Origin of the sequence: Dolosicoccus paucivorans, from assembly GCF_900100125.1 — a bacterium.
GTDB lineage: Bacteria > Bacillota > Bacilli > Lactobacillales > Aerococcaceae > Dolosicoccus > Dolosicoccus paucivorans.
Map to the genome: position 1 here is coordinate 41,254 of NZ_FNEL01000001.1, position 21,299 is coordinate 62,552.

Sequence of the window (21,299 nt, forward strand, 5' to 3'; positions counted from 1 at the left end):
CTTTATTAGTAAATGTACCAATTTATCTAGTGTAAGTCAATGGAAAACGCTTTAGGCCCTGTTTAAAATTGAAAATAATTAAAGGAATGAACACAATGGTTTTTAAAATAAAAAGTACCAGTCCTGAAACAACCCAGCATATCGCTCAAGCATTTATTAAGTTATTGCCTCAAGGAAGTGTCGTTTTACTCGAAGGAAATTTAGGAAGTGGTAAGACAACCTTTACTAAAGGGATTGGCGCAGGTTTAAATATTAAACGTGCGATTAAAAGTCCTACTTATACAGTCATTAAAGAGTACTCTCTAGAAACAGGGGGGTTATTGGTGCATGTTGATGCTTATCGTTTAGAAGAAGGTGGCGAAGAGACGGTTGATCTTTTATACTATTTAACAGATCAAAACTACCTTTTTATCGAATGGTCGCAATTTTTAGAAGATTCTTTACCTAATGATTATTTAAAAGTACGTTTTACACCGCAAGAGTCCTTTAACGAGCGACTAATTGAATTTGAATCTCATGGGGATCAATATGACGAAGTCCTCCGGCAATTACAAGAGGTGTTAGCCGATGAATGAAACAGCTCAACTGACCATTAGACAAGCGCATCCAACTGATTTAGAACCATTAGTTGAATTATATGAGCAACTAGCTACTGAAACGGCCTTTTTAACGGATGACCAGGTCAATAAATCAAAGACAAAGCGCACTTACCAAATGACGCAACAAATAGATCAATATAGTCGCAGTCTCACCTCGATTATGCTTGTAGTAGAGCTACAAGAAGAGATTATCGCTCTTGGAACATTGGCTACCTTACCCGGATCGAGACAATCCCATGTCGCTGAAGTGGGGATTGGTGTGTTAAAAGATTATTGGGCAAACGGCATTGCTTCTATTTTATTAGAGGAATTATTATACTTTGCCAAAGAGACAGCGCTTAAAGTGATTACTTTAGAAGTGGTTCAAGAAAATAAACGAGCTATCGCTTTATATAAAAAGTTTGGTTTTAAGATCGTCGGCTCTTTATCCCAACGCCTACAAGCCGATCAAATATATTACGACACTTATATGATGGAATACTTATTATAAACAGTAAAGGAAGAAACGAATGTACTATTTACAATTACTTACAATTAACGCTGATTTAAATATTAAATTGAACGAACCTTTAGCTCCTTACACTTACACTAAAGTGGGTGGGGCAGCCGATGCACTTATTTTCCCTAAAACGTTGGAAGAAGTGAAGCAAGTGGTTGATTGGGTAAAAGAAAAGCAAGTTCCTTTAACGGTACTGGGTAATGCCAGTAATTTGATTGTTCGTGATGGTGGATTGCGTGGGGTTGTTATGATGTTGACAGACCTTCGCGATATTACCATCGATCAAGAAACAGTCACAGCACTGGCAGGAGATAGTTTAATTGAAACAACTCAACTGGCAAAAAAAGCTCACTTAACCGGGTTAGAATTTGCCTGTGGTATACCTGGCAGTATCGGCGGAGCAGTTTATATGAACGCGGGCGCTTATGGAGGCGAAGTTAAAGATGTCATTCACACAGTGGATGTTTTGACCCGTGAAGGAGAGTTTAAAACTTATACGAATGAAGAGATGGCATTTACTTACCGAAATAGTTTCATTCAACAAACAGGAGATATCGTCTTATCGACTACCTTTATATTAGAAAAAGGTGACTATGACGCTATTAACGAACGCATGGTTGAGTTAACGGAGCTAAGGACATCACGACAACCTTTAGAATATCCATCCTGTGGTAGTGTGTTTAAACGACCTGAAGGGCACTTTGTCGGACCGATGATTCGTGAAGCCGGTCTGCAAGGTTTCCAAATAGGTGGCGCACAAGTATCAATGAAACACGCTGGGTTTATTGTCAATAAAGGTGGCGCAACGGCTACTGATTACATTCAACTCATTCGACATATTCAAGAAGTGATCGATGAAAAATTTCAAATTAAACTAGAACCAGAAGTAAGAATTATTGGCGAAGAGGGTTAACTTTATATTGTACCGATAAGAAGAGATTGTTATAATACTTAAAACCTTTAATCATTAGACATCGTCGGACACAAGGGGTCGCGATGTCTAATTTTATGCGATCAATCATCGAAATAGAAAGTAGGCGATAAAATGAAGCCAACGTTAGCAGTTGAATTAAAAAATGTTTATCAAGAATATAATGGTGACACGGTCTTAAGTGGTATCGATATGGCGTTAGAAAAAGGAAAATTTTACACATTGCTCGGCCCTTCCGGGTGCGGAAAGACGACGTTACTTCGTATTATCGCCGGCTTTTTAAAACCAACAGCAGGGGAGATTTATTTAAATAATCAAAAAATTACCCACTTGCCCGCAAATCGACGTCAAGTAAATACGGTTTTTCAAGATTATGCGCTATTTCCTCATTTAACCGTGGAAGAAAATATTGCCTTTGGGTTAGAAGTTAAAGGGGTCGATAAAAAAACGATTGCCCAAAAAGTAGACGAAGTCCTTGAAATGGTTCGGTTAACAGGCTTTAAAAAACGTAATATTCAAGCCCTTTCTGGAGGGCAACGTCAACGCATTGCGATTGCCCGAGCTTTGGTGAATGAACCTAAAGTATTACTGTTAGACGAACCTTTAAGTGCTTTGGACCATAAACTAAGAACTCAAATGCAGTATGAATTGCGAAGAATTCAACAAAAGTTAGGCATTACGTTTGTTTTTGTTACCCACGATCAAGAAGAAGCTTTAGCCTTGTCTGATTGGATTTTCGTCATGGATCAAGGAAAAATTGTCCAATCCGGTTCGCCCGTTGATATTTATGACGAACCCATCAATCGATATGTTGCTAATTTTATTGGTGAGAGTAATATTTTACCCGGTGTGATGATTGATGATTATAAAGTGAAGTTTTTAGACCATCTTTTTGAATGTGAGGACGGTGGGATTGCGTCAGGCGAAGAGATTGAAGTGGTCCTTCGTCCGGAAGATATTAAATTGTCTGTCGATCGACCGAGTGTCATAAAAGGTGTTATTCGTTCTGTTTTATTTAGAGGCGTCTTTAATGAATTGATGGTGGAAGTCACTCCTCAAGTGCGTTTGATGGTTCATACAACTCAAAAGATGGAAGAAGGCCAATCTGTCTTTATTCACATTCAACCTAGTGCGATTCATGTTATGCGCTTTAATGAAACAGAAGAAGACTTTGATGCGCGGATTGAAACTTATGACGTGGAGGAAAACTCATGAAATCTCGGATCCATTTACTTTTAGCGTTACCTTATTACGCTTGGTTATTATTTTTTGTGGTGACTCCTTTAGGGCTTATTTTTTATCGTTCTTTTTTTGATCATCATGGGCAACTGACCTTAGCAAACTATCTTCACTTTTTTACTCGCTTTGAGTATTTAATGATGACTTTTAATTCGTTTTTAGTAGCAGGTAGTGTTACGTTGATTACTTTGCTGATTGCTTACCCTACCGCTTACTTTCTATCTAAGTCAGTTCATAAGGAATTAGGTCTATTGTTAATTATTATTCCTACATGGATTAATTTATTGTTGAAATCCTATGCATTTATTGGCATTTTAAGTCATAATGGCGTGATCAATCAATGGCTCAGCTGGTTAGGGATTGGGCCGTTAAAGCTTTTATTTACAAAGCCGGCTTTTATTTTGGTGGCGAGTTATATTGAGCTTCCGTTTATGGTGTTACCTATTTATAACGCTTTAGATGATATCCCCATTTCTTTATCAGAAGCAAGTTTTGATTTAGGCGCGACTACTTGGCAAACGATTCGTAAAATTTTAATCCCTCTTTCTCTACCCGGTGTTCGTAGCGGAGTTCAAGCGGTGTTTATTCCGACGCTGTCACTATTTATGATCGCTCGTTTAATTGGCGGTAATCGTATTATTACGCTGGGAACAGCGATTGAGCAACATTTTCTAACCACTCAAAATTGGGGAATGGGTTCAGCTATCGGCGTTATTTTAACGCTATTAATGTTTTTAGTTATGTATTTAACGAAAGAACGACCAAAAGGAGGTCGGTCTTTATGAAAGACTCTTTCAGCCGCTTATATTTAGGATTGGTATTAATAATTTTATATTTTCCATTAGTTTTTTTAGCGGTTTATTCTTTTAACCAAGCAGGAACGATGAATCAATTTGAAGGTTGGACGATGGAGCATTACATAAATCTGTTGGCCGATCAGCGGTTATGGTTGTTTGTTTTAAATACCTTTATTGTTGCTTTAATAGCAGCGACGATTGCGACAATCATCGGAACTTTTGGAGCAATTTATATTCATTATTTAAAAAAGAAAAACCATCAATCCATCCTTTTACAATTAAACAATGTCCTTTTAGTGACACCAGATGTTTTAATGGGCGCAAGTTTTTTAGTGTTATTTTCGACTGTTATTCCTTTAACTTTAGGCTTTGGAACGGTAGTTTTAGCCCATATCGCTTTTAGTGTACCCATCGTTGTGTTAATCGTTTTGCCTCGCTTAAAAGAACTGCCCGATTCGTTAATTGATGCCGCCCTTGATTTAGGAGCCAGTTATCCTCAAGCCTTATGGCGCATTGTTCTTCCAAGTATTGCTAAAGGAATTAGAGCTGGCTTTTTTATGGCTCTTACTTATTCACTGGATGATTTTGCGGTGACTTTCTTTGTGACAGGAAATGGCTTTAGTACGTTATCTGTGGAGATTTATTCTCGAGCAAGACAAGGGGTTAGTTTAGAAATTAATGCTTTAAGTACTTTAATTTTTTTAGTAACTTTATGCCTTGTTTTAGGCTATTATTTCCTTGAAACGAGTCGAATAAAAAGAAAGGAGGGCTTGATTAAATGAAACGTTTAATAGGAGCCTTTCTAGGTATATGCGCTTTAGTCGTCCTTTTAACATCAGCTAAGTACGTGTTGGAACATGGAAAGAAAGCCAGTGGTGAAGATGTGGTGACTCTTTATAATTGGGGAGACTATATTGATCCGGATTTAATTACTCAATTTGAAGAAGAAACAGGCTACCAAATAGAGTATGAAACTTTTGACTCTAATGAGGCAATGCTGGCTAAAATTGAACAAGTAGGCACTTCCTTTGATTTAGCTGTTCCTAGTGACTATATGATTGAGTTAATGATTCAAAAGGAGATGTTACTTCCTTTAGATCATAAGAAAATTCAAGGCATGGAGCATTTAGATAAACGCTTTTTAGACTTACCCTTTGATCCGAATAATCGCTATTCAATTCCATACTTTTGGGGAACTTTAGGTATTCTTGCTAACGAGCAATTGGTTGATGTGAGTCAACTTACTTCTTGGCAAGATTTATGGAAAGAAGAATTTAAAGATAATTTGTTACTTTATGATGGAGCAAGAGAAGTGTTAGGATTTGCTCTTCAAGCAAAGAGGCGTAGTTTAAATGATCGTAATATCGCTCATTTAAAGGAAGCTCGAGATGATATTTGGCGTTTATTACCGAATGTGCGCGGGTTTGTTGCGGATGAAATTAAAATGTATATGGTCCAAGAAGAAGCTGCATTGGCAGTGACCTTTTCCGGTGAAGCCAGTGCTGCGATGGAAGAAAGTGACTATTTAGTGTATATTATCCCCCAAGAAGGATCGAATATATGGTTTGATAATTTAGTTATCCCCAAAACAGCACGAAATTTAGAAGGGGTTTACGCTTTTATTAACTTCATGTTGCGACCCGAAGTGGCTGCTCAAAATTCAGAATACATTGGTTATTCTACGCCTAATAAAGAAGCGTTGAATTATATTGATCCTGAGTTATTGAATAATCCAGCTTTTTATCCCGATGAAGCGGTCATAGAAGAGTTGGAGATGTATTTAAATTTAGGTCAAGAGATTCTTATTCAATATAATAATTTATATTTAGAAGCAAAAATGGGACGTTAAAAGAGGAGGTATTATAGATGATGCATACGCTTTACCAATTGATTCGTTTTTCAATTGTTGGCGTGGTGGTAACGTTAGCCGACTTTATTGTCTTCACGCTCCTTATTAAAGGGTTACACGTTGAATATTTATGGGCGCAAGGCATTGCGTTTATCGCAGCGACGGTTTTAAATTATGTTTTAAGTATGCGCTACGTATTTAAAAGTAAATCCATCACTCATCGTGAAAAAATAAACGAATTACTAATCTTTTTCCTATTAAGTATTATCGGTGGCGGCTTAAATATGTTATTATTATATTTAAGTGTTGAAAAGATTCAATTATCCCTTTGGGTATCAAAAATACTCGTAACAGGAATTGTGATGCTATTTAACTTTATTTCCAGAAAACTAATTTTAGATCAATCATAAAAAGTAGAAAGGGCTAGGTGTATGAACCATCAACCAATCTTAAGTATTGTTGTACCATGTCATAACGAAGAAGAAACACTTCATCCATTTTTAGATGAAGTATTGAAAATTAAGGATCAACTTGCCCAAGTGCAATTTGAAGTGTTATTTATTAATGATGGTTCAACAGACCGAACCCTAGAAGTAATGAAAGAATTACACGATCGCTATCCGCAACTGGTTTATTATTTATCTTTTTCTAGAAACTTTGGTAAAGAAGCTGGGATTATCGCAGGTCTCGAGCATGTAAGCGGAGATTATGTGGCGATTATGGATGCAGACTTACAAGATCCGCCTTCGATGTTAGTGGAGATGTATGAAGGAATTACTAAAGAAGGGTACGACGTGGTCGCTACTCGCCGAGTGGATCGTCAAGGAGAGCCACCGATTCGTTCTTTTTTCGCGAATGCTTATTATAAGATTAATAACTTCATCTCTGATGTTCACTTAGAAGAAGGGGCCCGAGACTTTCGCTTAATGACCCGCCAAGTTGTGGACGCAGTGTTAGCTCTTCCAGAACGTAACCGCTTTTCAAAAGGAATTTTTAGTTGGGTTGGCTTTGACGTTAAGTATCTCGACTACGAAAATGTGGAACGGGTTGCAGGAGAGACTTCTTGGTCGTTCTTTTCCTTATTTAAGTATGCTTTAGAAGGTATTGTAAACTTTTCTGACTTCCCGCTAAATTTAGCTTCTTGGGTGGGAATGATTACCTTCCTAGGTGCCATTATTTACGGAATTTACATTATTATTCATACGCTTACTTTCAAAACAAACCCACCTGGATGGCCTACTTTAGCTGTATTGGTCGTTGGAATGGGAGGGTTACAGCTGTTTTGTTTGGGCATTGTCGGTAAATATATTGCCAAAATTTTCATTGAAGGAAAGCAACGTCCTCTTTATTTAACAAAAGAAGCTAAACTACCTTATAGAGAAAAAGAAAACGTGTAAAGGCATGTCGCTTTTACACGTTTTTTTCAGTTTAAAAGAGAAGTCCGATCCCGAAGCCAATGACTTGTGCTAAGGAGGTGACAATTAAAATACGCACGGAACAAATAAAAGTTTTGGTTTTAACTTGTTGCTTTTGAAATATTCGGTGTTGTTTTAAAACAAAGGGAATCGTAAGTAACGTCAATGCGTAAGTCCAAGGAGCGATCTTTAGTAGAACACTTATGATAATCGCACCATAAGCAATGAGATGATTCAAACCAAATAATTGAACCGCTCGTTTTTGACCAATATAAGAGACTAACGTATGTCGGTTGTTTAAAAGATCTTCTTCTAAATCGCACGTATTATTCGCAAGCATCACATTGGCAATCCATAGGACTAAGGGCAAACTTAATATAAAAATAGATAAAACCGTGTTAGTTTTCCAAATAAAATAAGGATGAAGGTTGATACGAACAACTATTAAAGGAATCAAAAGCCCATGGATAGACCACTAGCGACTTCTCCTACGGGTAAGCTGTTTAAAGGACGCGGTCCCCAAGAATAAAAAATACCAATAGAAAAACTAAGTAATCCTAAGAAAAAAACGTCCCAACCAACATGCCAAGATAGAAATAGTCCCACTAAAAAAGAACTTGTTAAAAAGAAACGTAATAAATTTCTAATAAAGGGGAGGGGAATATTTTCACGACCAATAATATTGGTCATTTTTTTATAGTCATCTGTCGCATGAATATTTGTATAGTCGCTATAGTTATTTAACGTATCCACCGCAAAGTTAAATAAAATCATCGCAATAAAAAATAAAAAGATTAAAAACCCATTGATTTGTTTGAAGTGATACCAACTAAAGCAAAGGCCTATTAAAAAAGGAAAAATACTAGCAGCTTTTGCTTTAGCTTCAATGAGTTCTAAAAAAACAGAAAGTTTCATAGAAGTCTCCTTTACATATATATTATCTTGCTCTTTCATAGTAAACTAGATTCACTATGAAAAACAAGGAGGAAGATAGGAATGTTTGAACTGTGGTCGCAGTTTCCTAATATTGCCGCTCAGCTTAAAGAGGTTCATACCTTAATGCAAGAGCGTTTAACAATGAAAAGTGGACCTTTACAAGCAATTTTAGACGAGTTGTTAGCTACTCGCGGTAAATTGTTACGTCCTGGGTTGTTCCTCTTGTTTTCTAATCTTAACACTTCTTCCAGTTTGAAAGCTAATAATGAATCTGAAATAAAAATCGCTGCTTCTTTAGAACTGTTACATATGGCGACACTCGTTCACGATGATATTATTGATGATTCACCTCTTAGAAGAGGAAAGCAGACCGTTCAGTCAAAGTATGGTAAAGATATTGCTGTTTATACGGGAGACCTGCTTTTTACCGTCATGTTTGATTTAGTGGTCGAAGCTTTTAACGGGACACCTTATGTACAGCGAAACGTTAAAGTGATGCGTGAACTTTTAATTGGCGAACTTGACCAAATGACCCACCGCTATAATTTAAACGTCACAGTAGATGATTATCTATTCAACGCCCAACATAAAACAGCTGCTTTATTTCAATTAGCCTGTGAAGAAGGCGCTTATTTAGCTGGCTTAAATGAAACCCAAATTTATGACGCTTCTCAAGTAGGGCGCTATATGGGAATTGCTTTTTTCAAATATATGACGATATTTTGGACTACACAAGTAGCGAAGAGGTATTGAATAAGCCTGTTTTAGAAGATTTATCTCAAGGCGTTTATACGTTGCCTTTACTTTTAGCCCGCCAAGAGCACAAATCTTTATTTGATCCTTATTTACTCAAGAAAGATCAATTGACAGAACAAGAAGCACAAGAAGTGAATCGCTATGTTTTAAAATACGAAGGAGTTAAAAAAGCTAACAAGTGGCAGAGCATTATACTCAAAAAGCATTGGATCATTTACACCAATTGCCTGATACGCCTACCCGCCAAGGTATTGAATCTATTATTTTATTATTATTAGAGCGCAAACAATAAAATGTACTGTTCTTTTCTACTTACATTGAAAGGAACAGTACATTTTTAATTAAGGAGGAATTGAAGGTTTATGACTCGATATTGTCGAGTGCTTGAGTTAAGTCGGCGATTAAATCTTCCACATTTTCTAAACCGATCGATAGACGGATTAAATCAGGTTTTACTCCGGCTGCTAATTGTTCTTCATCTGATAGTTGCGAGTGAGTTGTACTTGCCGGGTGAATGACTAAAGATTTCGCATCAGCTACGTTAGCCACATTTTTAAAAAGAGTTAAATGGTTCGCAAAAGCTTCCCCTGCTTTACGTCCGCCAGCCGTTCCAAAGGAAAGAATAGCGCCCGCTCCGCGAGGAAAATATTTTTTAGCTAAATCATAATAAGGACTATCAGGTAGTTCTGGATAATCAACCCAACTTACTTTAGGATGATCTTTTAAAAATTGTGCAATTTTACGAGCATTTTCAACGTGGCGTTCGACGCGTAAACTTAACGTGGTTAGTCCTTGAATTTGTAAAAAGGCGTTAAAAGGGCTTAAAGTAGCGCCGGTATCACGTAACAATTGAGCTCGAATTTTAGTCGTAAAGGCTGCTTCCTTTAAGTCATTAAAAACTAGACCATTATAACTTTCATCAGGGGTTGTAAAGTCAGGGAACTTATCATTTTGAGCCCAGTCAAATTGACCATTTTCAATAACGACACCCCCTAACGAAGTTCCGTGGCCATCGATATATTTAGTCGTTGAATGAATGACAACATCCGCTCCGTGTTTAAGAGGTTGTAATAAATAGGGGGTCGCAAAGGTGCTGTCAACAAATAAAGGAATTCCGTGTTCATGGGCTTTATCGGCGGCTTTTTCGATATCAATTAAATTAAGGCCAGGGTTTCCAATGGATTCAATAAACACGGCCTTAGTGTTATCTTGAATCGCATTAGACCAAGAGTCGATATCGTCTGGATCGACAAAAGTCGTTGTAACACCTAATTTAGGTAACGTATTATTGAACAGTTGGTAAGTACCGCCGTAAAGTGTACTTGCAGCAATAATATGATCTCCCGAGTTACAAACGTTTAAAATAGAATAAGTAATGGCGGCCGTACCACTTGCTGTAGCTACAGCACTGGTTCCGCCTTCTAAAGCTGCTAAACGCTGTTCTAACACACTAACAGTTGGGTTTCCTAAGCGGGAATAAATAAACCCTTCATCCCTTAAAGCAAAGCGATCAGCTGCATGTTCACAGTCATCGAATACGTAAGCTGCTGTTTGATAAATGGGCGTTGCACAAGTATTGGGCGCATTAGCAATTTCTCCAGCGTGAAGTTGTTGTGTTTCGAAATATGGTGTAATATTTTTAGTCATGGTAATGTTCCTTTCTCTATCTATAAATTAATCGGTAAAAGTTGGTCTAAATGATAAGGGGTATTTTGGTACACTTGGTTAATCCAATTGTTAAATAAAAGATGAGCGCTAGATGTCCACTGAGCAATAATTTCTTGCGTTGGATCATCATCTTTAAAGTAATTAACTGGTAATTGGGGGTTTTTATTTACTTGAGCGTCTCTTTCATATTCTTTTTTGAGTGTGTGACGATCATATTCTGCATGTCCTAACATATAAGTTTGCCGTCCGTCTCTTCGTGAGATAATCGAAGGGCCTGTTTCTTCTCCTGTGACTAAAACTTCTAGAAGAGAGTAGTCTTTTAATTTCTCTTCATCAATTCCTGTATAACGAGAATGAGGGATAGTAAAAGAGCTATCTAATCCTCTAAGGAGTCCTACCGGGCGATTTGTACAAATATGTTGACGAAAAACGCCAGTCAATTTAGTGTCATAAAGCACTTTGTTAATATCATAATGATGATACAGTCCCGCTTGAGCGCCCCAACAAATATGCAAAGTGGCATATACGTTTGTTAAACTCCACTCGAGAATTTGCTCAATTTCTTGCCAATAGTCCACTTCCTCAAAAGATAAATGTTCGACTGGTGCTCCTGTTACGATAAGGCCATCATAATATTGATCTTTAACTTCTTTAAAGGTTGTATAAAAATCACTCAAATGGGCTTTTGATGTGTTTTTAGCTTCATAACTATCAGTAGTCAAAAAGGTCACTTGAACTTGTAGTGGGGTATTACTCAATAGTCTTGTTAATTGAGTTTCTGTTTCAACTTTAGTGGGCATTAAATTTAAAATAATTATCTTTAAAGGACGAATTTCTTGAACACTTGCCCGTTCTGGGCTCATCGCAAAAATTCCTTCGCGCTTTAAAGAATCGATGGCTGGCAAATCTTTAGGCAATAGAATAGGCATTTTGTCACTCCTTATAAAATTCATCAATAAAAAAGTCCCTACAGAACCGATCGCTTAACAGCAATCATTATATTCTGTAGGGACGAGAATTATTTTTCACGTGGTACCACCCAAATTCGTATAGACAAGCTATACCTCAACAAGTACAAACATACTTTGGCTGTGATAACGTGTGCTCACACGGACTAGCTTTTTATTCCGCTAGCCAACTCCGAGGTCATTTTCAGATCGTGCATGAATGCTTCTTTCCACCTAGTTCGAAGCTCTCTGGATTTCAATTCAGACTTACTTTCCTCATCTCAGTTGTTCATCGATGTTTCATTTGACTGTTAGTCTACTCTAATCATTTACTCATGTCAACCTCATTTTACAAAAATAGATACTTTAACTAAAAAATGTCCCTATTAAATAAATAGAGACATATCAATTATTTTGTTAATGAATGAGTAGAATATCCGCGGTCAATGGCTAGTAGTTGTTGGTAATAAGCGTTTGTTTCTTCTAATTCTTCTGGAGACCCATCGATCACAATCTGTCCTTCATCGATAAAAATAACTCGGTCCATCGCATGCACTCCTTGCAAGTGATGAGTGATCCAAATAATGGTTTTATTTTCTAATTCCTTAAAAAAGGTCGTGATTAACGCTTGTTCGGTTATGGGGTCTAAACCAACCGTTGGTTCGTCCAGTAAAATAATAGGAGGATCCTTAATTAATAAACGAGCTAAAGCTAAACGATGACGTTCGCCACCGGAAAATCGTAACCCAGCCTCATCTACCATCGTATTCAATTGCTCAGGTAATTGTTGAATCATTTCTTTTAAGCCGACCCGTTCTAAAACACGCCAGGCTTCTTCTTCGCTAACTTCATCTTTAGCAATTTTCAAATTATCTAAAATGGTCATATTAAATAAATAAGGCTGTTGTTGAATGACGCCAATGTAATCACTCATTGAATCCCCAAATTGATGAGTAGGGATATCATTTAAAGTAACCACCCCTTGAGTCGGCGTTAGGTCACCTCGTAGAAGGTGGGCTAATGTACTTTTTCCTGCGCCGCTTCGACCTAAAATCGCGATCTTTTGATGAGAAGGAATGGTTAAATTTAAATCCTTTAAGATGAAGCGGTCGGTTTGAGAGTAAGAAAAACTAACCTGCTGGACGTCAAATGTATATTGGTTACTGGCTAAATGAACGGCTAAATCTTGTTGAGATGCATCGGGGAGTTGATTCAAACGCTCCACCGCATCAAAATGTTCGCTTGCTTCTTCAATCGCTTCAGGTAAGGAACTAAAAGCATCAATTAAAGGGAAAATACTTAAACAAAAAGCGGCAATCCAATTGGCAGGACCTCCATAGTTTCCAGGAAACTGTTGACTACTCCATAAAAGGGTGGCAACTAGGAGAAGACCCATCATTAATTGAAGTAAAAAGTCTTGCTTACGATGTTGTTTTTGAATCGATTTTTCAACGTGATGAAGGGCGGCTTCTTTTTCTTCATAACGATTGACAAAAACCTCACCGCGCTGGCTTGAAATCCAATCACCAGCACCTAAAACATTATCTGTTAGTTCATTGTAAAGTAAATGACGAGCTTGTTTTTGTTTTTCTAACCGAGCACCGTTAATAAGAAGGGCCCATAATGGAATCCCCACAAGGGTTCCGGCTAAAATAACTAAAACCGCTAAAGCAAACCAAAGATCAAAAAACCAAGTCCAATGATGATGGCGATATATAATAAATAAGCAGTCACACTGGGAAAAAGTGTTCTTAAATAAAGGTTTTGAATATGGTTAATGTCATCAGCTAAAATACCTAAAATATCACCGGTACTTCGTTTATTTTTTAGAAAAATAGCGTCTTTTTCTAAAGCGTTGTAAAGTTTCAATCGGATTTTAGAAGTCATTTTAAAGACCCAGTTATGGCTAACGAGTCGTTCAAAATATCTAAATAAAGGACGTCCTAATCCAAAGGCTCTTGTTAACACAATGGGAATATAAACGAGTAAAATGTTTTCCGGTCTATCAGCAGATTTGCTAATTAAATAACCTGAGTTAAACATTAAAGCGGTGGCGCTAAAAACAGTGAGAAATCCTAAAAGTAACGCTAAAAAGAGTGCTTTTTTGTAGTAAGTAAAAAAGGGTTTAACCCAAGTGTCTCTTTTAAATAATGCTTTATAATCATCTAAACGATTCATCTAAGGATACTCCTTTCAATAGGGAGACAAAAGCTCCTTGACGTTCTATTAATGATTCATAGGTTCCTTCTTCAACAATTTGACCATTATCAAAGACTAAAATATAGTCCATCTCATTCATCCAATGTAAACGGTGAGTAGCAAAAAAGACTAAGCGATCTTCAAGTAAAGGCATCATCGCTTTTTTAATTTCTAATTCCGTTTCAATGTCCAAATGAGCCGTTGGTTCATCGAATAATAATATGCGCCGTTTATTATCTAAAAACGCACGCGCTAGCGCAATTCGGTGAGCTTGCCCACCACTGACTCGGCGTCCTCCTTCACCCATTAATGTATCTAAACCATGAGGAAGTTGAGTGATCAATTCATTCAATCCAGCTAGTGTCACCGCTTTTTCAATCGCTTCTTGACTCGCGTTTGGTGTGTAGAATGTAATGTTATCTTTTAAGCTCATATTAAAAATATAAGGAGACTGAGGCATATAAATCAGTTGTTCTTGCCAAGAGGGTAAATTGAAAGAATGAACGGTTTGATCTTCACGTTGAGGGTTTTTAAAGGAAATATCGCCTTGCTGGGGCTCTAGGAATCCATTAAGTAACTGAATAAAGGTGGATTTACCTGACCCGCTCATCCCGATAATCCCAACTTTTTGATAGCCTTTAAGAGACAAATGAATATTTTGTAACGTCAAACGATGTTCGTCATAGGAAAAGGCTAAATCTTTAATAAGCAATTGGCTGGTCTCTTGCCACGGTTCGACTAGAGCCGTTTCTTTTTTTATTTCTTCAAAGTTTAATATTTGTTGAATATTACTGAACGCATTTTTACCGTCTAACGTGGCGTGATAGTTATCTGCGAATTCACGAATGGGTAAAAAGTACTCGGGCGACAAAATTAAAACAGTTAAAGCGAATAAAAAGTCTCCTTGACCTTCGATGAGACGAAGCCCTAAAAGAACCGCTACAATAGCGACAGAAAGCGTCGTTAAAAAGTCTAAGGCAAAACTCGATAAAATAGCAACTTTTAATGTGTCGATAGTGCGAATCCGAAAACTCTCGCTCGATTGATAAATGTCTTCAGCATGGGATTTACTTTTACCAAAGAGTTTTAACGTGTCAATTCCTCGAAGAGAATCGATGAAATGATTGGATAAACGTTGATAACTGGCGTACTGTCTTTCGGCTTTTGCTTGGGCAGCGTAGCCTAAAATAACCATAAATAAAATAATTAACGGATAAATAAAAATTAAAACAACGCCAGATTTCCAATCAAAGTAAAAAACGCTGGCTAAAATAATCCAAGGAATTAAAGCGATCCCCATTACTTTTTATAAGATGAGTTTAATATAATCTTCTACTTGAGTAATGCCATCTAACGTCATTGTCGTCACATGCCCCGTTCCTAATTGTTGAACAGCGCTTGGTCCTAGACGAAAGAGTTTTGATAGGAGTTGCTCTCTAATGTTTTTCGCTTGTTGATAGGCATAGTGATCTAATAATTTAGTTCGGTAACGGTTAATACCTAATCTTAGAACATAACAGCTAATAAATAACCCAATAAAAAGCCAGAGATTATTTAAGGGCTGTCCTTGCCATAAGCCGACAATGACTTTTGCTAGGGTAAATGATTGCCCAATGATAAAGAAGGCTTGCAAAACTGCGAGTCCTGCAAGCCAACTTAATTTAGATTTAATACCGGGCAATGTTAAAATTGCACGATCAATCATCGAGTTTCCTCCGTTTGTTGTTTAGACGGTTTAATACGGTGTCTAAAGATATAGTAAGTCCATATTGTATAAGCTAATACAAATGGAAGAATAGTGACTGTAACCCAAGTCATCATTTTCAATGTATAAGGAGCAGAGGTTGCGTTTTGAATGAGTAAATCAAACTCTGACCCTAGCGAACTGATCATGACGCGTGGGAATAAGCCAACGAATAATAAAGCAACAATCGCCACAAAGGTTAAGCCACTTGATAAAAAGGCTGGCCATTCGCGGTGATTTAAAACGCTAAAGTGTGCTAAAGCACTTAAAGCCACAATTAAAACGACAAGAAGTAATGTTGGTACTAATTTAGTGCTGAAAAAGTCAGTTTTTAAATAAAGTAAACCTGCAAAAGCCACTAAACCAACATATAAAACAGGGTAAAGCTTTTTAGCTTGTTCAACGGCGCGAGTGTGAATTGCTCCGGTTGTTTTTAATGCTAAGTAGTTTAAGCCGTGTAAGTAGCTTAATAACGTCATTGCTACACCACCGACAATTGAAAATAAGTTAATGTAGTCAGTAAATGACGCGCGAATATGACCTTGTGCATCCATTGGCATTCCTTGAATTAAACTAATAAACATCACGCCAAAGAAAAATGGAATGATTAAACTACCTGTAAATAATGTGTTAATCCAAATGGGTTTTTTATCCATTGGCATACGATGATGGAATTCAAATGATACACCGCGGATAATCAGTCCAACTAAAATCGCAAGTAGAACTAAATAATAACCGCTAAATAATGAAGCATACCAAAATGGAAAAGCAGCAAACATCGCTCCACCGGCCGTAATTAACCAGACTTCGTTGCCGTCCCATACAGGACCAATGGTTTTGATGACTTGTTCACGTTCTTCGTGGTTGCGAGCTAAAAATTTAGTCGCCATTCCTACACCAAAGTCAAAACCTTCTAAAAAGAAGAAGCCCGCAAATAATACACCACTTAAAGCAAACCATAAAAGTTGTAAACTACTCATTTGCAAACACCTCTTTCATATTATCGCTCAACTCTTGATGAGCCAATGTCGAAACGCCTGGTCCTTTATCTAGTTCGCGACGAACTAAGTAAACCATCACAATTGATAACACTAAAAAGAGTGAGAAATAAACAACGTTGGAAATCAGTAATGAAGTCGCTGAAACGTTTGGTGAAATGCTATCTTCAATCGTAAATAGTCCGTAAACGGTCCATGGGAAACGACCTAATTCAGTAACTAACCAACCTGCTGTGTTAGCAATGAATGGAGCAAAAGTGGCTAAGGATAATAGGCGTAAGAGTGTTTGGTTTTCAAACAATGTTTCATGTTTCTTACGAGATAGCCATAGTCCAATCGCTGATAATAAGAAAGTTACAACGCCAAAGCCAGCCATAATTCTAAAGTTCCAATAAATTGCATTTACTGGGACGAAGTAATCTCCTGGTCCGTGCATTGCTTCTAATTGTTCATTCGCTTTTTCCATTCCGATAAAGCCACCTTCAGGCTTACCGTTTGCTAAAATACTTAACATGTAAGGAATTTCAATATTAAAGACCGTTGTGTGATCCGTTTCGTTAGCCCAAGCAATGAGTGACCACGCAGCCGGATCTCCTGTATCTTCATAGTTACCTTCCATTGCCGCAAATTTCATTGGTTGAGAATCAATTAATTCAACCATCTGACCATGTCCAGCACCCATGACCGTTAATGAACCAATTAAAGTTAACACAAGTCCAATACGCATAGATGACTTATAAAAATCACGCTTTGTTTCACGCTTATTTAATAAACGAAAAGCGGATAAACCTGCGACAACCATACCACCTGTTACAATGGCTCCCGTAATCATATGAGAGAATAGCCAGAAGACTTTACTGTTGGTTACTAAAGTCGCAAAATCCGTCATAACAGCACGACCATCGATAATTTCAAAACCAACAGGATGTTGCATAAAGGAGTTAGCTACTAAAATCCAAAAGGCAGATAAAAATGAACCAATGGTGACAAGCCACATAAAGGTGACGTGTAACTTCGGACTTACTTTATCCCAAGTAAACATCCATAAACCAATAAAGACCGATTCTAAGAAGAAAGCAAGTAACGCTTCCACTGCTAAAGGTGCGCCGAAAATATCCCCTACGAAACGAGAATAATCAGACCAGTTCATTCCAAATTGGAATTCTTGAATAATCCCGGTCACAACTCCGACAGCAAAACTTAAAAGGAAGATACCTCCCCAAAATTGCGCCATTTCACGATACTTCACATCTTTTTAACAACGTACATCGTCTCCATAATCGCAACAGCTAAAGCCGTTCCGACAGAAAAAGGTACGAAGAAAAAGTGGAAGATTGTAGTCATTGCAAACTGGAAACGCGCTAAACTAACAATATCCATCATAGTCCCTCCTATAATTAATAATTATTCCTATTATAATATACTCTTAATTACAGACGAACACAATAAACCATTTTGTGAATATGTTCATTTAAAAAGCAGCTAAGAAAAAATCCTAGCTGCTCTTTTTTATTTGAAGACATATTCTAATACTTCAACGGCCTGTTGCGGAGTATCCACAACAACGTTAGCTTTATTTGATAATTCTTTTAAAGCGTGGATGGCTTCTTCCGGGCGAATAATAATTAAAGGTTTTCCTAAATTCACCGCAGTTGTTGCATCCATCGCGGTATTCCATTGACGATATTTTTCGCCAAATAAAGCAATCACAATGTCCGCTTTTTGCATTAAGACTTGTGTTCTAAAGTTATTAATATCTGAAGCAGCATCATCTTTAAAGTAGTTATTAGGCATCTTACCTAAGATGTTTTCACCAATATTGTCTGATAAATCATGATCTGTTTGAGGACTTACAAAAGTATAAGGTAAATCTTTTTCCTTAACGGCTTGGATAATTTCTTCTCTCCAAGCAGTGTGAATTTCGCCTGCTAAGTAAACAACTAATTTCATAACCATTCTCCTTAACATCTTTTGTTATTATTATACGCCTAACTTAATCTTTTAGCCAATATCGTCTAAGTCGTATTCTCCATTTAAATCGCTGTCATGAAGCAATACGTGCCATGCCCAAGTAGAATTAATTATTAAAAAGGTTCCCGGTTGAGAAGTTAAGTAAGGTTTATACTTTTGTTCAACAAAGGTTTCCAAATGGGTAGGGTAAGGCGAGTAGAGTTGTTGTTCTTTTTTTATATATAACAAATGAGGGGTTAATCGGTGGTGATAATAGTAAACCTTAGCCTCTTGATTTGTTAGTTCTGCTGCTCCTTGAGCTAAAATTTTGACTAATTCTACAACTGTGTCGCTTTTTTTGTCTTGCCAAATTAAAAGAGTTTCCTTTAGAGATTCAATCGACGAAACAATGCGCAGTTGATAGTCAGGGTATTCATTTTGAAATTGATCATTTATTTGATTGAAAATAGCTTGGCGTTGTTCATTAGAGTCCGTCGAGTGAGGGTATAAATAGACTCCTTGTTTGTTACTAGAATGAATATATAAAAAAGGAAAAGGGACGGGATGAGCCCCTCCGCAATGAGCGCATTGATGATCGAAGAAATCACCTTGTTGAATTGAAAAACTAAGATCAGGTTGTGTTGCTCCGTCAATAATGGTAGGAAACGTTTGGTTTTCAGATGCTAAACAAGTAGGACAAGTTAAATGTAAGGTTTGTTGGGCCAATGAAATCTTCCTCTCTAAGCAATAACACGCTAGGTGTATGTTATAATAAAGGTAAATTGTTACAAAAAATTAGGAGGCGACAGGACGTGGAAGAGTTAAAAAAACGTGTCGGTCATGAAGCAGTCAAATATGTTGAAAGTAACATGACCGTTGGACTAGGAACTGGTTCAACAGCTTATTGGTTTATCGATGAATTAGGGCGACGCCTTAAAGAAGGGACCCTAACAAACATTCAAGCTGTTCCCACATCAAACCGTTCAAAAGAGCAAGCTAAAGAATTAGGTATTCCTTTAGTAGAATTGGATCAAGTAGATCACATCGACGTGTTAGTCGATGGAGCAGACGAGTGTACTTTAAAGCACTTTGAAGGCATTAAAGGTGGTGGCGGTGCTTTACTCCATGAGAAAATCGTCGCTCAAAATAGTCGTCAAATCATTTGGATTTTGGACGAATCAAAAATTGTCAAAGAACTGGGCGCTTTTCCTCTTCCAATTGAAGTCATTCCTTTTGGTAGTTGGCGTTTATTTAAAAAATTAGAACAAGCTGGATTCCATCCTGCTTTTAGAATGCAATCCGATGATTCGTTATTCATTACAGACTCTGGTAATTATATTATCGATCTACATTTAAAGTCAATTCCTTATCCGCCTCAATTAGCCCATGAGCTTAAAAGTGCGGTTGGAATTGTCGAGCACGGTCTATTTTTAAACTATGCTGACATTGTGCTTGTGGGCCGTTCGAATGGGAACGTTCAAACCTTTAAGAAAGAATCATAATAAGCGACCATCAATTAAAGGCGAGGTGATAGCTTGATGGAACGAACGGTCATTCATGAATTTGAACCGATTTATAACAAAGACAGCCGAATTCTTATATTAGGTTCTTTTCCTTCCGTGGTGTCTCGTGAATCTAACTTTTACTATAGTCATCCCCGTAATCGCTTTTGGCCTTTAACGGCAAGACTTTTGGAAAGCTCTCCTGTAGAAACCGTTGAAGATAAGAAAGAATTACTACTTTCTCACGGTATTGCCTTATACGACGCTTGTATAAAAGCGCAAATTGTGGGTTCCATGGATAAAGATTTAAAGGTAGAACAACTAGCTGACTTAGAACCTATTTTGCAAACAGGTCATATTCAAAAAATCTTTTGTAATGGTCAAAAGGCTTATGATTTAACCACCAAGCAATTAGATCAAGCAGCAATAAAATTACCGTCAACTAGTCCAGCCAATGCACGCTACCGAATGGATGACTTAGTCAAAGAATGGCAACAAATTTTAGCTTATTTATAACAAAACCCCGCTTCCAATTTAAAAGCGGGGTTTCATCTATCTCTAACGAGTGTAGTAGAATAAGGGTTTTGTTCGGTTTGTTAAATGAAGGGGCATCATTTCTTTAGCGCTATCGTCATAGTAGCTAATCATAATGATACGGTTTCCTAATTCGCTTAAAGCTGTTAACAGTAGATCCGAATCATGCTCTTTATGTTCATCCATCGCTTTTTGGTAGTTTTCTAAAACAATAATGCGAGGAACATATAACTTATCAGATTGAAGTGTCATCTCCACTTGGTCCACTTCGATGGCTAAACCGGTTTCTTGTGTTAATTTTTCAAACTGGCTAGCTAAATGATCCAATTCTTCTTCAGATAAAGGTGTTTGACTTTTTTGAATTTCTTCTTGAGTATAGTTTTCTTTGTAAAACTCGTTCATTCCTTCATAGAGCTCTTGAGGATTAATTTCAGAAGGAAGAGTAGTTGCTGGATAAGTTGAAGGAGGTAAGACTTGGTCGTTAAAGTCTCCTAGAGAAGTTGCTTCGTGTTCAACAGTCGATTCAGAAACAGAAGAACTCTCTTGTGCCAAGACAAAAGCGGGTGTGCTATTGAATAAGGCTGTCATTAAAGTACTTAAAATAATAATTTTTCGCATACAACAATCTCCTTTTTAGTTCATTATACTAGCATAACAGTTTAATATAACGAATAGGTAACAAATTGATAACGATTTATCATAATATTTCTTAAGAATGAGCTGAGTAGTTGTCCAA

Annotated in this window: 19 protein-coding genes, 4 pseudogenes and 1 other annotated feature; of the genes and pseudogenes, 13 read left to right on the plus strand and 10 right to left on the minus strand. The window is 37.2% G+C overall.

Annotation, left to right across the window (positions count from 1 at the left end; all coding sequences use genetic code 11):
- Positions 1–95: 95 nt before the first annotated feature.
- The 9 genes from tsaE to BLR79_RS00320 all read left to right on the plus strand — a co-directional run bounded on the left by tsaE (position 96) and on the right by BLR79_RS00320 (position 7,311).
- A complete protein-coding gene (gene tsaE / locus BLR79_RS00280) occupies positions 96–575 on the plus strand; it encodes a tRNA (adenosine(37)-N6)-threonylcarbamoyltransferase complex ATPase subunit type 1 TsaE (protein WP_159427545.1) in 480 nt (159 codons plus the stop codon).
- Positions 568–1,089: a GNAT family N-acetyltransferase gene (locus BLR79_RS00285; RefSeq protein WP_092083749.1), complete on the plus strand. Its 522-nt coding sequence runs from the start codon at positions 568–570 to the stop codon at positions 1,087–1,089. Before tsaE ends, BLR79_RS00285 begins: the two co-directional genes overlap by 8 nt.
- 19 nt (positions 1,090–1,108) lie before the next feature.
- Positions 1,109–2,011, plus strand: coding sequence for a UDP-N-acetylmuramate dehydrogenase (gene murB / locus BLR79_RS00290; protein WP_092083750.1), 903 nt, complete (start codon positions 1,109–1,111; stop codon positions 2,009–2,011).
- 132 nt (positions 2,012–2,143) lie between these two features.
- A complete protein-coding gene (locus BLR79_RS00295) occupies positions 2,144–3,244 on the plus strand; it encodes an ABC transporter ATP-binding protein (RefSeq protein ID WP_092083751.1) in 1,101 nt (366 codons plus the stop codon).
- A complete protein-coding gene (locus BLR79_RS00300) occupies positions 3,241–4,053 on the plus strand; it encodes an ABC transporter permease (RefSeq protein WP_092083752.1) in 813 nt (270 codons plus the stop codon). Before BLR79_RS00295 ends, BLR79_RS00300 begins: the two co-directional genes overlap by 4 nt.
- On the plus strand, positions 4,050–4,847 hold the full coding sequence (locus BLR79_RS00305; protein WP_092083754.1) for an ABC transporter permease: 798 nt from the start codon (positions 4,050–4,052) through the stop codon (positions 4,845–4,847). Before BLR79_RS00300 ends, BLR79_RS00305 begins: the two co-directional genes overlap by 4 nt.
- Positions 4,844–5,914 (plus strand): ABC transporter substrate-binding protein, encoded by a 1,071-nt coding sequence (locus tag BLR79_RS00310; protein ID WP_092083756.1) that lies wholly within the window; start codon positions 4,844–4,846, stop codon positions 5,912–5,914. Before BLR79_RS00305 ends, BLR79_RS00310 begins: the two co-directional genes overlap by 4 nt.
- Positions 5,915–5,931: 17 nt before the next feature.
- On the plus strand, positions 5,932–6,324 hold the full coding sequence (locus tag BLR79_RS00315) for a GtrA family protein (RefSeq protein ID WP_092083757.1): 393 nt from the start codon (positions 5,932–5,934) through the stop codon (positions 6,322–6,324).
- Between the two features lie 21 nt (positions 6,325–6,345).
- On the plus strand, positions 6,346–7,311 hold the full coding sequence (locus BLR79_RS00320; protein ID WP_092083758.1) for a glycosyltransferase family 2 protein: 966 nt from the start codon (positions 6,346–6,348) through the stop codon (positions 7,309–7,311).
- A 31-nt stretch (positions 7,312–7,342) separates the two neighbouring features.
- Here the strand turns inward: BLR79_RS00320 and BLR79_RS00325 are convergent.
- Positions 7,343–8,244: pseudogene (locus tag BLR79_RS00325) on the minus strand (1,4-dihydroxy-2-naphthoate polyprenyltransferase).
- 81 nt (positions 8,245–8,325) lie between these two features.
- Here BLR79_RS00325 and BLR79_RS00330 point away from each other — a divergent pair.
- Together BLR79_RS00330 and BLR79_RS09340 are read left to right on the plus strand one after the other, a co-directional pair.
- The gene (locus BLR79_RS00330; protein WP_327020410.1) at positions 8,326–9,018 is read left to right on the plus strand and encodes a polyprenyl synthetase family protein; all 693 of its coding nucleotides are present in this window, start codon (positions 8,326–8,328) and stop codon (positions 9,016–9,018) included.
- Positions 8,988–9,299 (plus strand): polyprenyl synthetase family protein, encoded by a 312-nt coding sequence (locus tag BLR79_RS09340; RefSeq protein WP_327020411.1) that lies wholly within the window; start codon positions 8,988–8,990, stop codon positions 9,297–9,299. The genes BLR79_RS00330 and BLR79_RS09340 overlap by 31 nt, the downstream gene beginning before the upstream one ends.
- Positions 9,300–9,381: 82 nt before the next feature.
- On the opposite strand, the gene BLR79_RS00335 is transcribed toward BLR79_RS09340, so the two are convergent.
- The 8 genes and pseudogenes from BLR79_RS00335 to BLR79_RS00370 all read right to left on the minus strand — a co-directional run bounded on the left by BLR79_RS00335 (position 9,382) and on the right by BLR79_RS00370 (position 19,253).
- Positions 9,382–10,668, minus strand: coding sequence for an O-acetylhomoserine aminocarboxypropyltransferase/cysteine synthase family protein (locus BLR79_RS00335; RefSeq protein ID WP_092083759.1), 1,287 nt, complete (start codon positions 10,666–10,668; stop codon positions 9,382–9,384).
- A gap of 20 nt (positions 10,669–10,688) precedes the next feature.
- Entirely contained in the window at positions 10,689–11,618 is a 930-nt protein-coding gene (locus BLR79_RS00340; RefSeq protein ID WP_092083760.1) for a homoserine O-succinyltransferase, read from the minus strand.
- Positions 11,619–11,693: 75 nt separating this feature from the next.
- Positions 11,694–11,928: a binding site (T-box leader), on the minus strand.
- 117 nt (positions 11,929–12,045) lie between these two features.
- Positions 12,046–13,814: pseudogene (cydC, locus tag BLR79_RS00345) on the minus strand (thiol reductant ABC exporter subunit CydC).
- Positions 13,798–15,540, minus strand: a pseudogene (cydD, locus tag BLR79_RS00350) (thiol reductant ABC exporter subunit CydD). The pseudogenes cydC and cydD overlap by 17 nt, the downstream one beginning before the upstream one ends.
- Positions 15,537–16,559 (minus strand): cytochrome d ubiquinol oxidase subunit II, encoded by a 1,023-nt coding sequence (gene cydB / locus BLR79_RS00355; protein WP_092083761.1) that lies wholly within the window; start codon positions 16,557–16,559, stop codon positions 15,537–15,539. Before cydB ends, cydD begins: the two are co-directional and overlap by 4 nt.
- Positions 16,552–17,960, minus strand: a pseudogene (locus tag BLR79_RS00360) (cytochrome ubiquinol oxidase subunit I). The gene cydB and the pseudogene BLR79_RS00360 overlap by 8 nt, the downstream one beginning before the upstream one ends.
- A 126-nt stretch (positions 17,961–18,086) precedes the next feature.
- Positions 18,087–18,527: a YtoQ family protein gene (locus BLR79_RS00365; protein ID WP_092083762.1), complete on the minus strand. Its 441-nt coding sequence runs from the start codon at positions 18,525–18,527 to the stop codon at positions 18,087–18,089.
- A 51-nt stretch (positions 18,528–18,578) separates the two neighbouring features.
- On the minus strand, positions 18,579–19,253 hold the full coding sequence (locus tag BLR79_RS00370) for a CpXC domain-containing protein (RefSeq protein WP_159427546.1): 675 nt from the start codon (positions 19,251–19,253) through the stop codon (positions 18,579–18,581).
- An 86-nt stretch (positions 19,254–19,339) separates the two neighbouring features.
- On the opposite strand from BLR79_RS00370, the gene rpiA reads away from it, so the two are divergent.
- The gene (rpiA, locus tag BLR79_RS00375; protein WP_257993338.1) at positions 19,340–20,029 is read left to right on the plus strand and encodes a ribose-5-phosphate isomerase RpiA; all 690 of its coding nucleotides are present in this window, start codon (positions 19,340–19,342) and stop codon (positions 20,027–20,029) included.
- A 36-nt stretch (positions 20,030–20,065) separates the two neighbouring features.
- On the plus strand, positions 20,066–20,545 hold the full coding sequence (locus tag BLR79_RS00380; protein WP_092083765.1) for a DNA-deoxyinosine glycosylase: 480 nt from the start codon (positions 20,066–20,068) through the stop codon (positions 20,543–20,545).
- Between the two features lie 42 nt (positions 20,546–20,587).
- Here BLR79_RS00380 and BLR79_RS00385 read toward each other — a convergent pair whose 3' ends face one another.
- Complete coding sequence (locus BLR79_RS00385) at positions 20,588–21,181, minus strand: hypothetical protein (protein ID WP_092083766.1); 594 nt, start codon at positions 21,179–21,181, stop codon at positions 20,588–20,590.
- Between the last annotated feature and the right edge of the window lie 118 nt (positions 21,182–21,299).

Excerpts from the sequence above, each read along its gene's own strand:
- BLR79_RS00380 (WP_092083765.1), top strand. The coding sequence starts at position 20,066 with ATGGAACGAACGGTCATTCATGAATTTGAACCGATTTATAACAAAGAC.
- BLR79_RS00310 (WP_092083756.1), top strand. The coding sequence starts at position 4,844 with ATGAAACGTTTAATAGGAGCCTTTCTAGGTATATGCGCTTTAGTCGTC.
- BLR79_RS00315 (WP_092083757.1), top strand. The coding sequence starts at position 5,932 with ATGATGCATACGCTTTACCAATTGATTCGTTTTTCAATTGTTGGCGTG.
- BLR79_RS00340 (WP_092083760.1), bottom strand. The coding sequence starts at position 11,618 with ATGCCTATTCTATTGCCTAAAGATTTGCCAGCCATCGATTCTTTAAAG.
- BLR79_RS00300 (WP_092083752.1), top strand. The coding sequence starts at position 3,241 with ATGAAATCTCGGATCCATTTACTTTTAGCGTTACCTTATTACGCTTGG.
- BLR79_RS00335 (WP_092083759.1), bottom strand. The coding sequence starts at position 10,668 with ATGACTAAAAATATTACACCATATTTCGAAACACAACAACTTCACGCT.
- BLR79_RS00285 (WP_092083749.1), top strand. The coding sequence starts at position 568 with ATGAATGAAACAGCTCAACTGACCATTAGACAAGCGCATCCAACTGAT.
- BLR79_RS00295 (WP_092083751.1), top strand. The coding sequence starts at position 2,144 with ATGAAGCCAACGTTAGCAGTTGAATTAAAAAATGTTTATCAAGAATAT.
- BLR79_RS00305 (WP_092083754.1), top strand. The coding sequence starts at position 4,050 with ATGAAAGACTCTTTCAGCCGCTTATATTTAGGATTGGTATTAATAATT.
- BLR79_RS00330 (WP_327020410.1), top strand. The coding sequence starts at position 8,326 with ATGTTTGAACTGTGGTCGCAGTTTCCTAATATTGCCGCTCAGCTTAAA.
- BLR79_RS00365 (WP_092083762.1), bottom strand. The coding sequence starts at position 18,527 with ATGAAATTAGTTGTTTACTTAGCAGGCGAAATTCACACTGCTTGGAGA.
- BLR79_RS00320 (WP_092083758.1), top strand. The coding sequence starts at position 6,346 with ATGAACCATCAACCAATCTTAAGTATTGTTGTACCATGTCATAACGAA.
- murB (WP_092083750.1), top strand. The coding sequence starts at position 1,109 with ATGTACTATTTACAATTACTTACAATTAACGCTGATTTAAATATTAAA.
- cydB (WP_092083761.1), bottom strand. The coding sequence starts at position 16,559 with ATGAGTAGTTTACAACTTTTATGGTTTGCTTTAAGTGGTGTATTATTT.
- tsaE (WP_159427545.1), top strand. The coding sequence starts at position 96 with ATGGTTTTTAAAATAAAAAGTACCAGTCCTGAAACAACCCAGCATATC.
- BLR79_RS00385 (WP_092083766.1), bottom strand. The coding sequence starts at position 21,181 with ATGCGAAAAATTATTATTTTAAGTACTTTAATGACAGCCTTATTCAAT.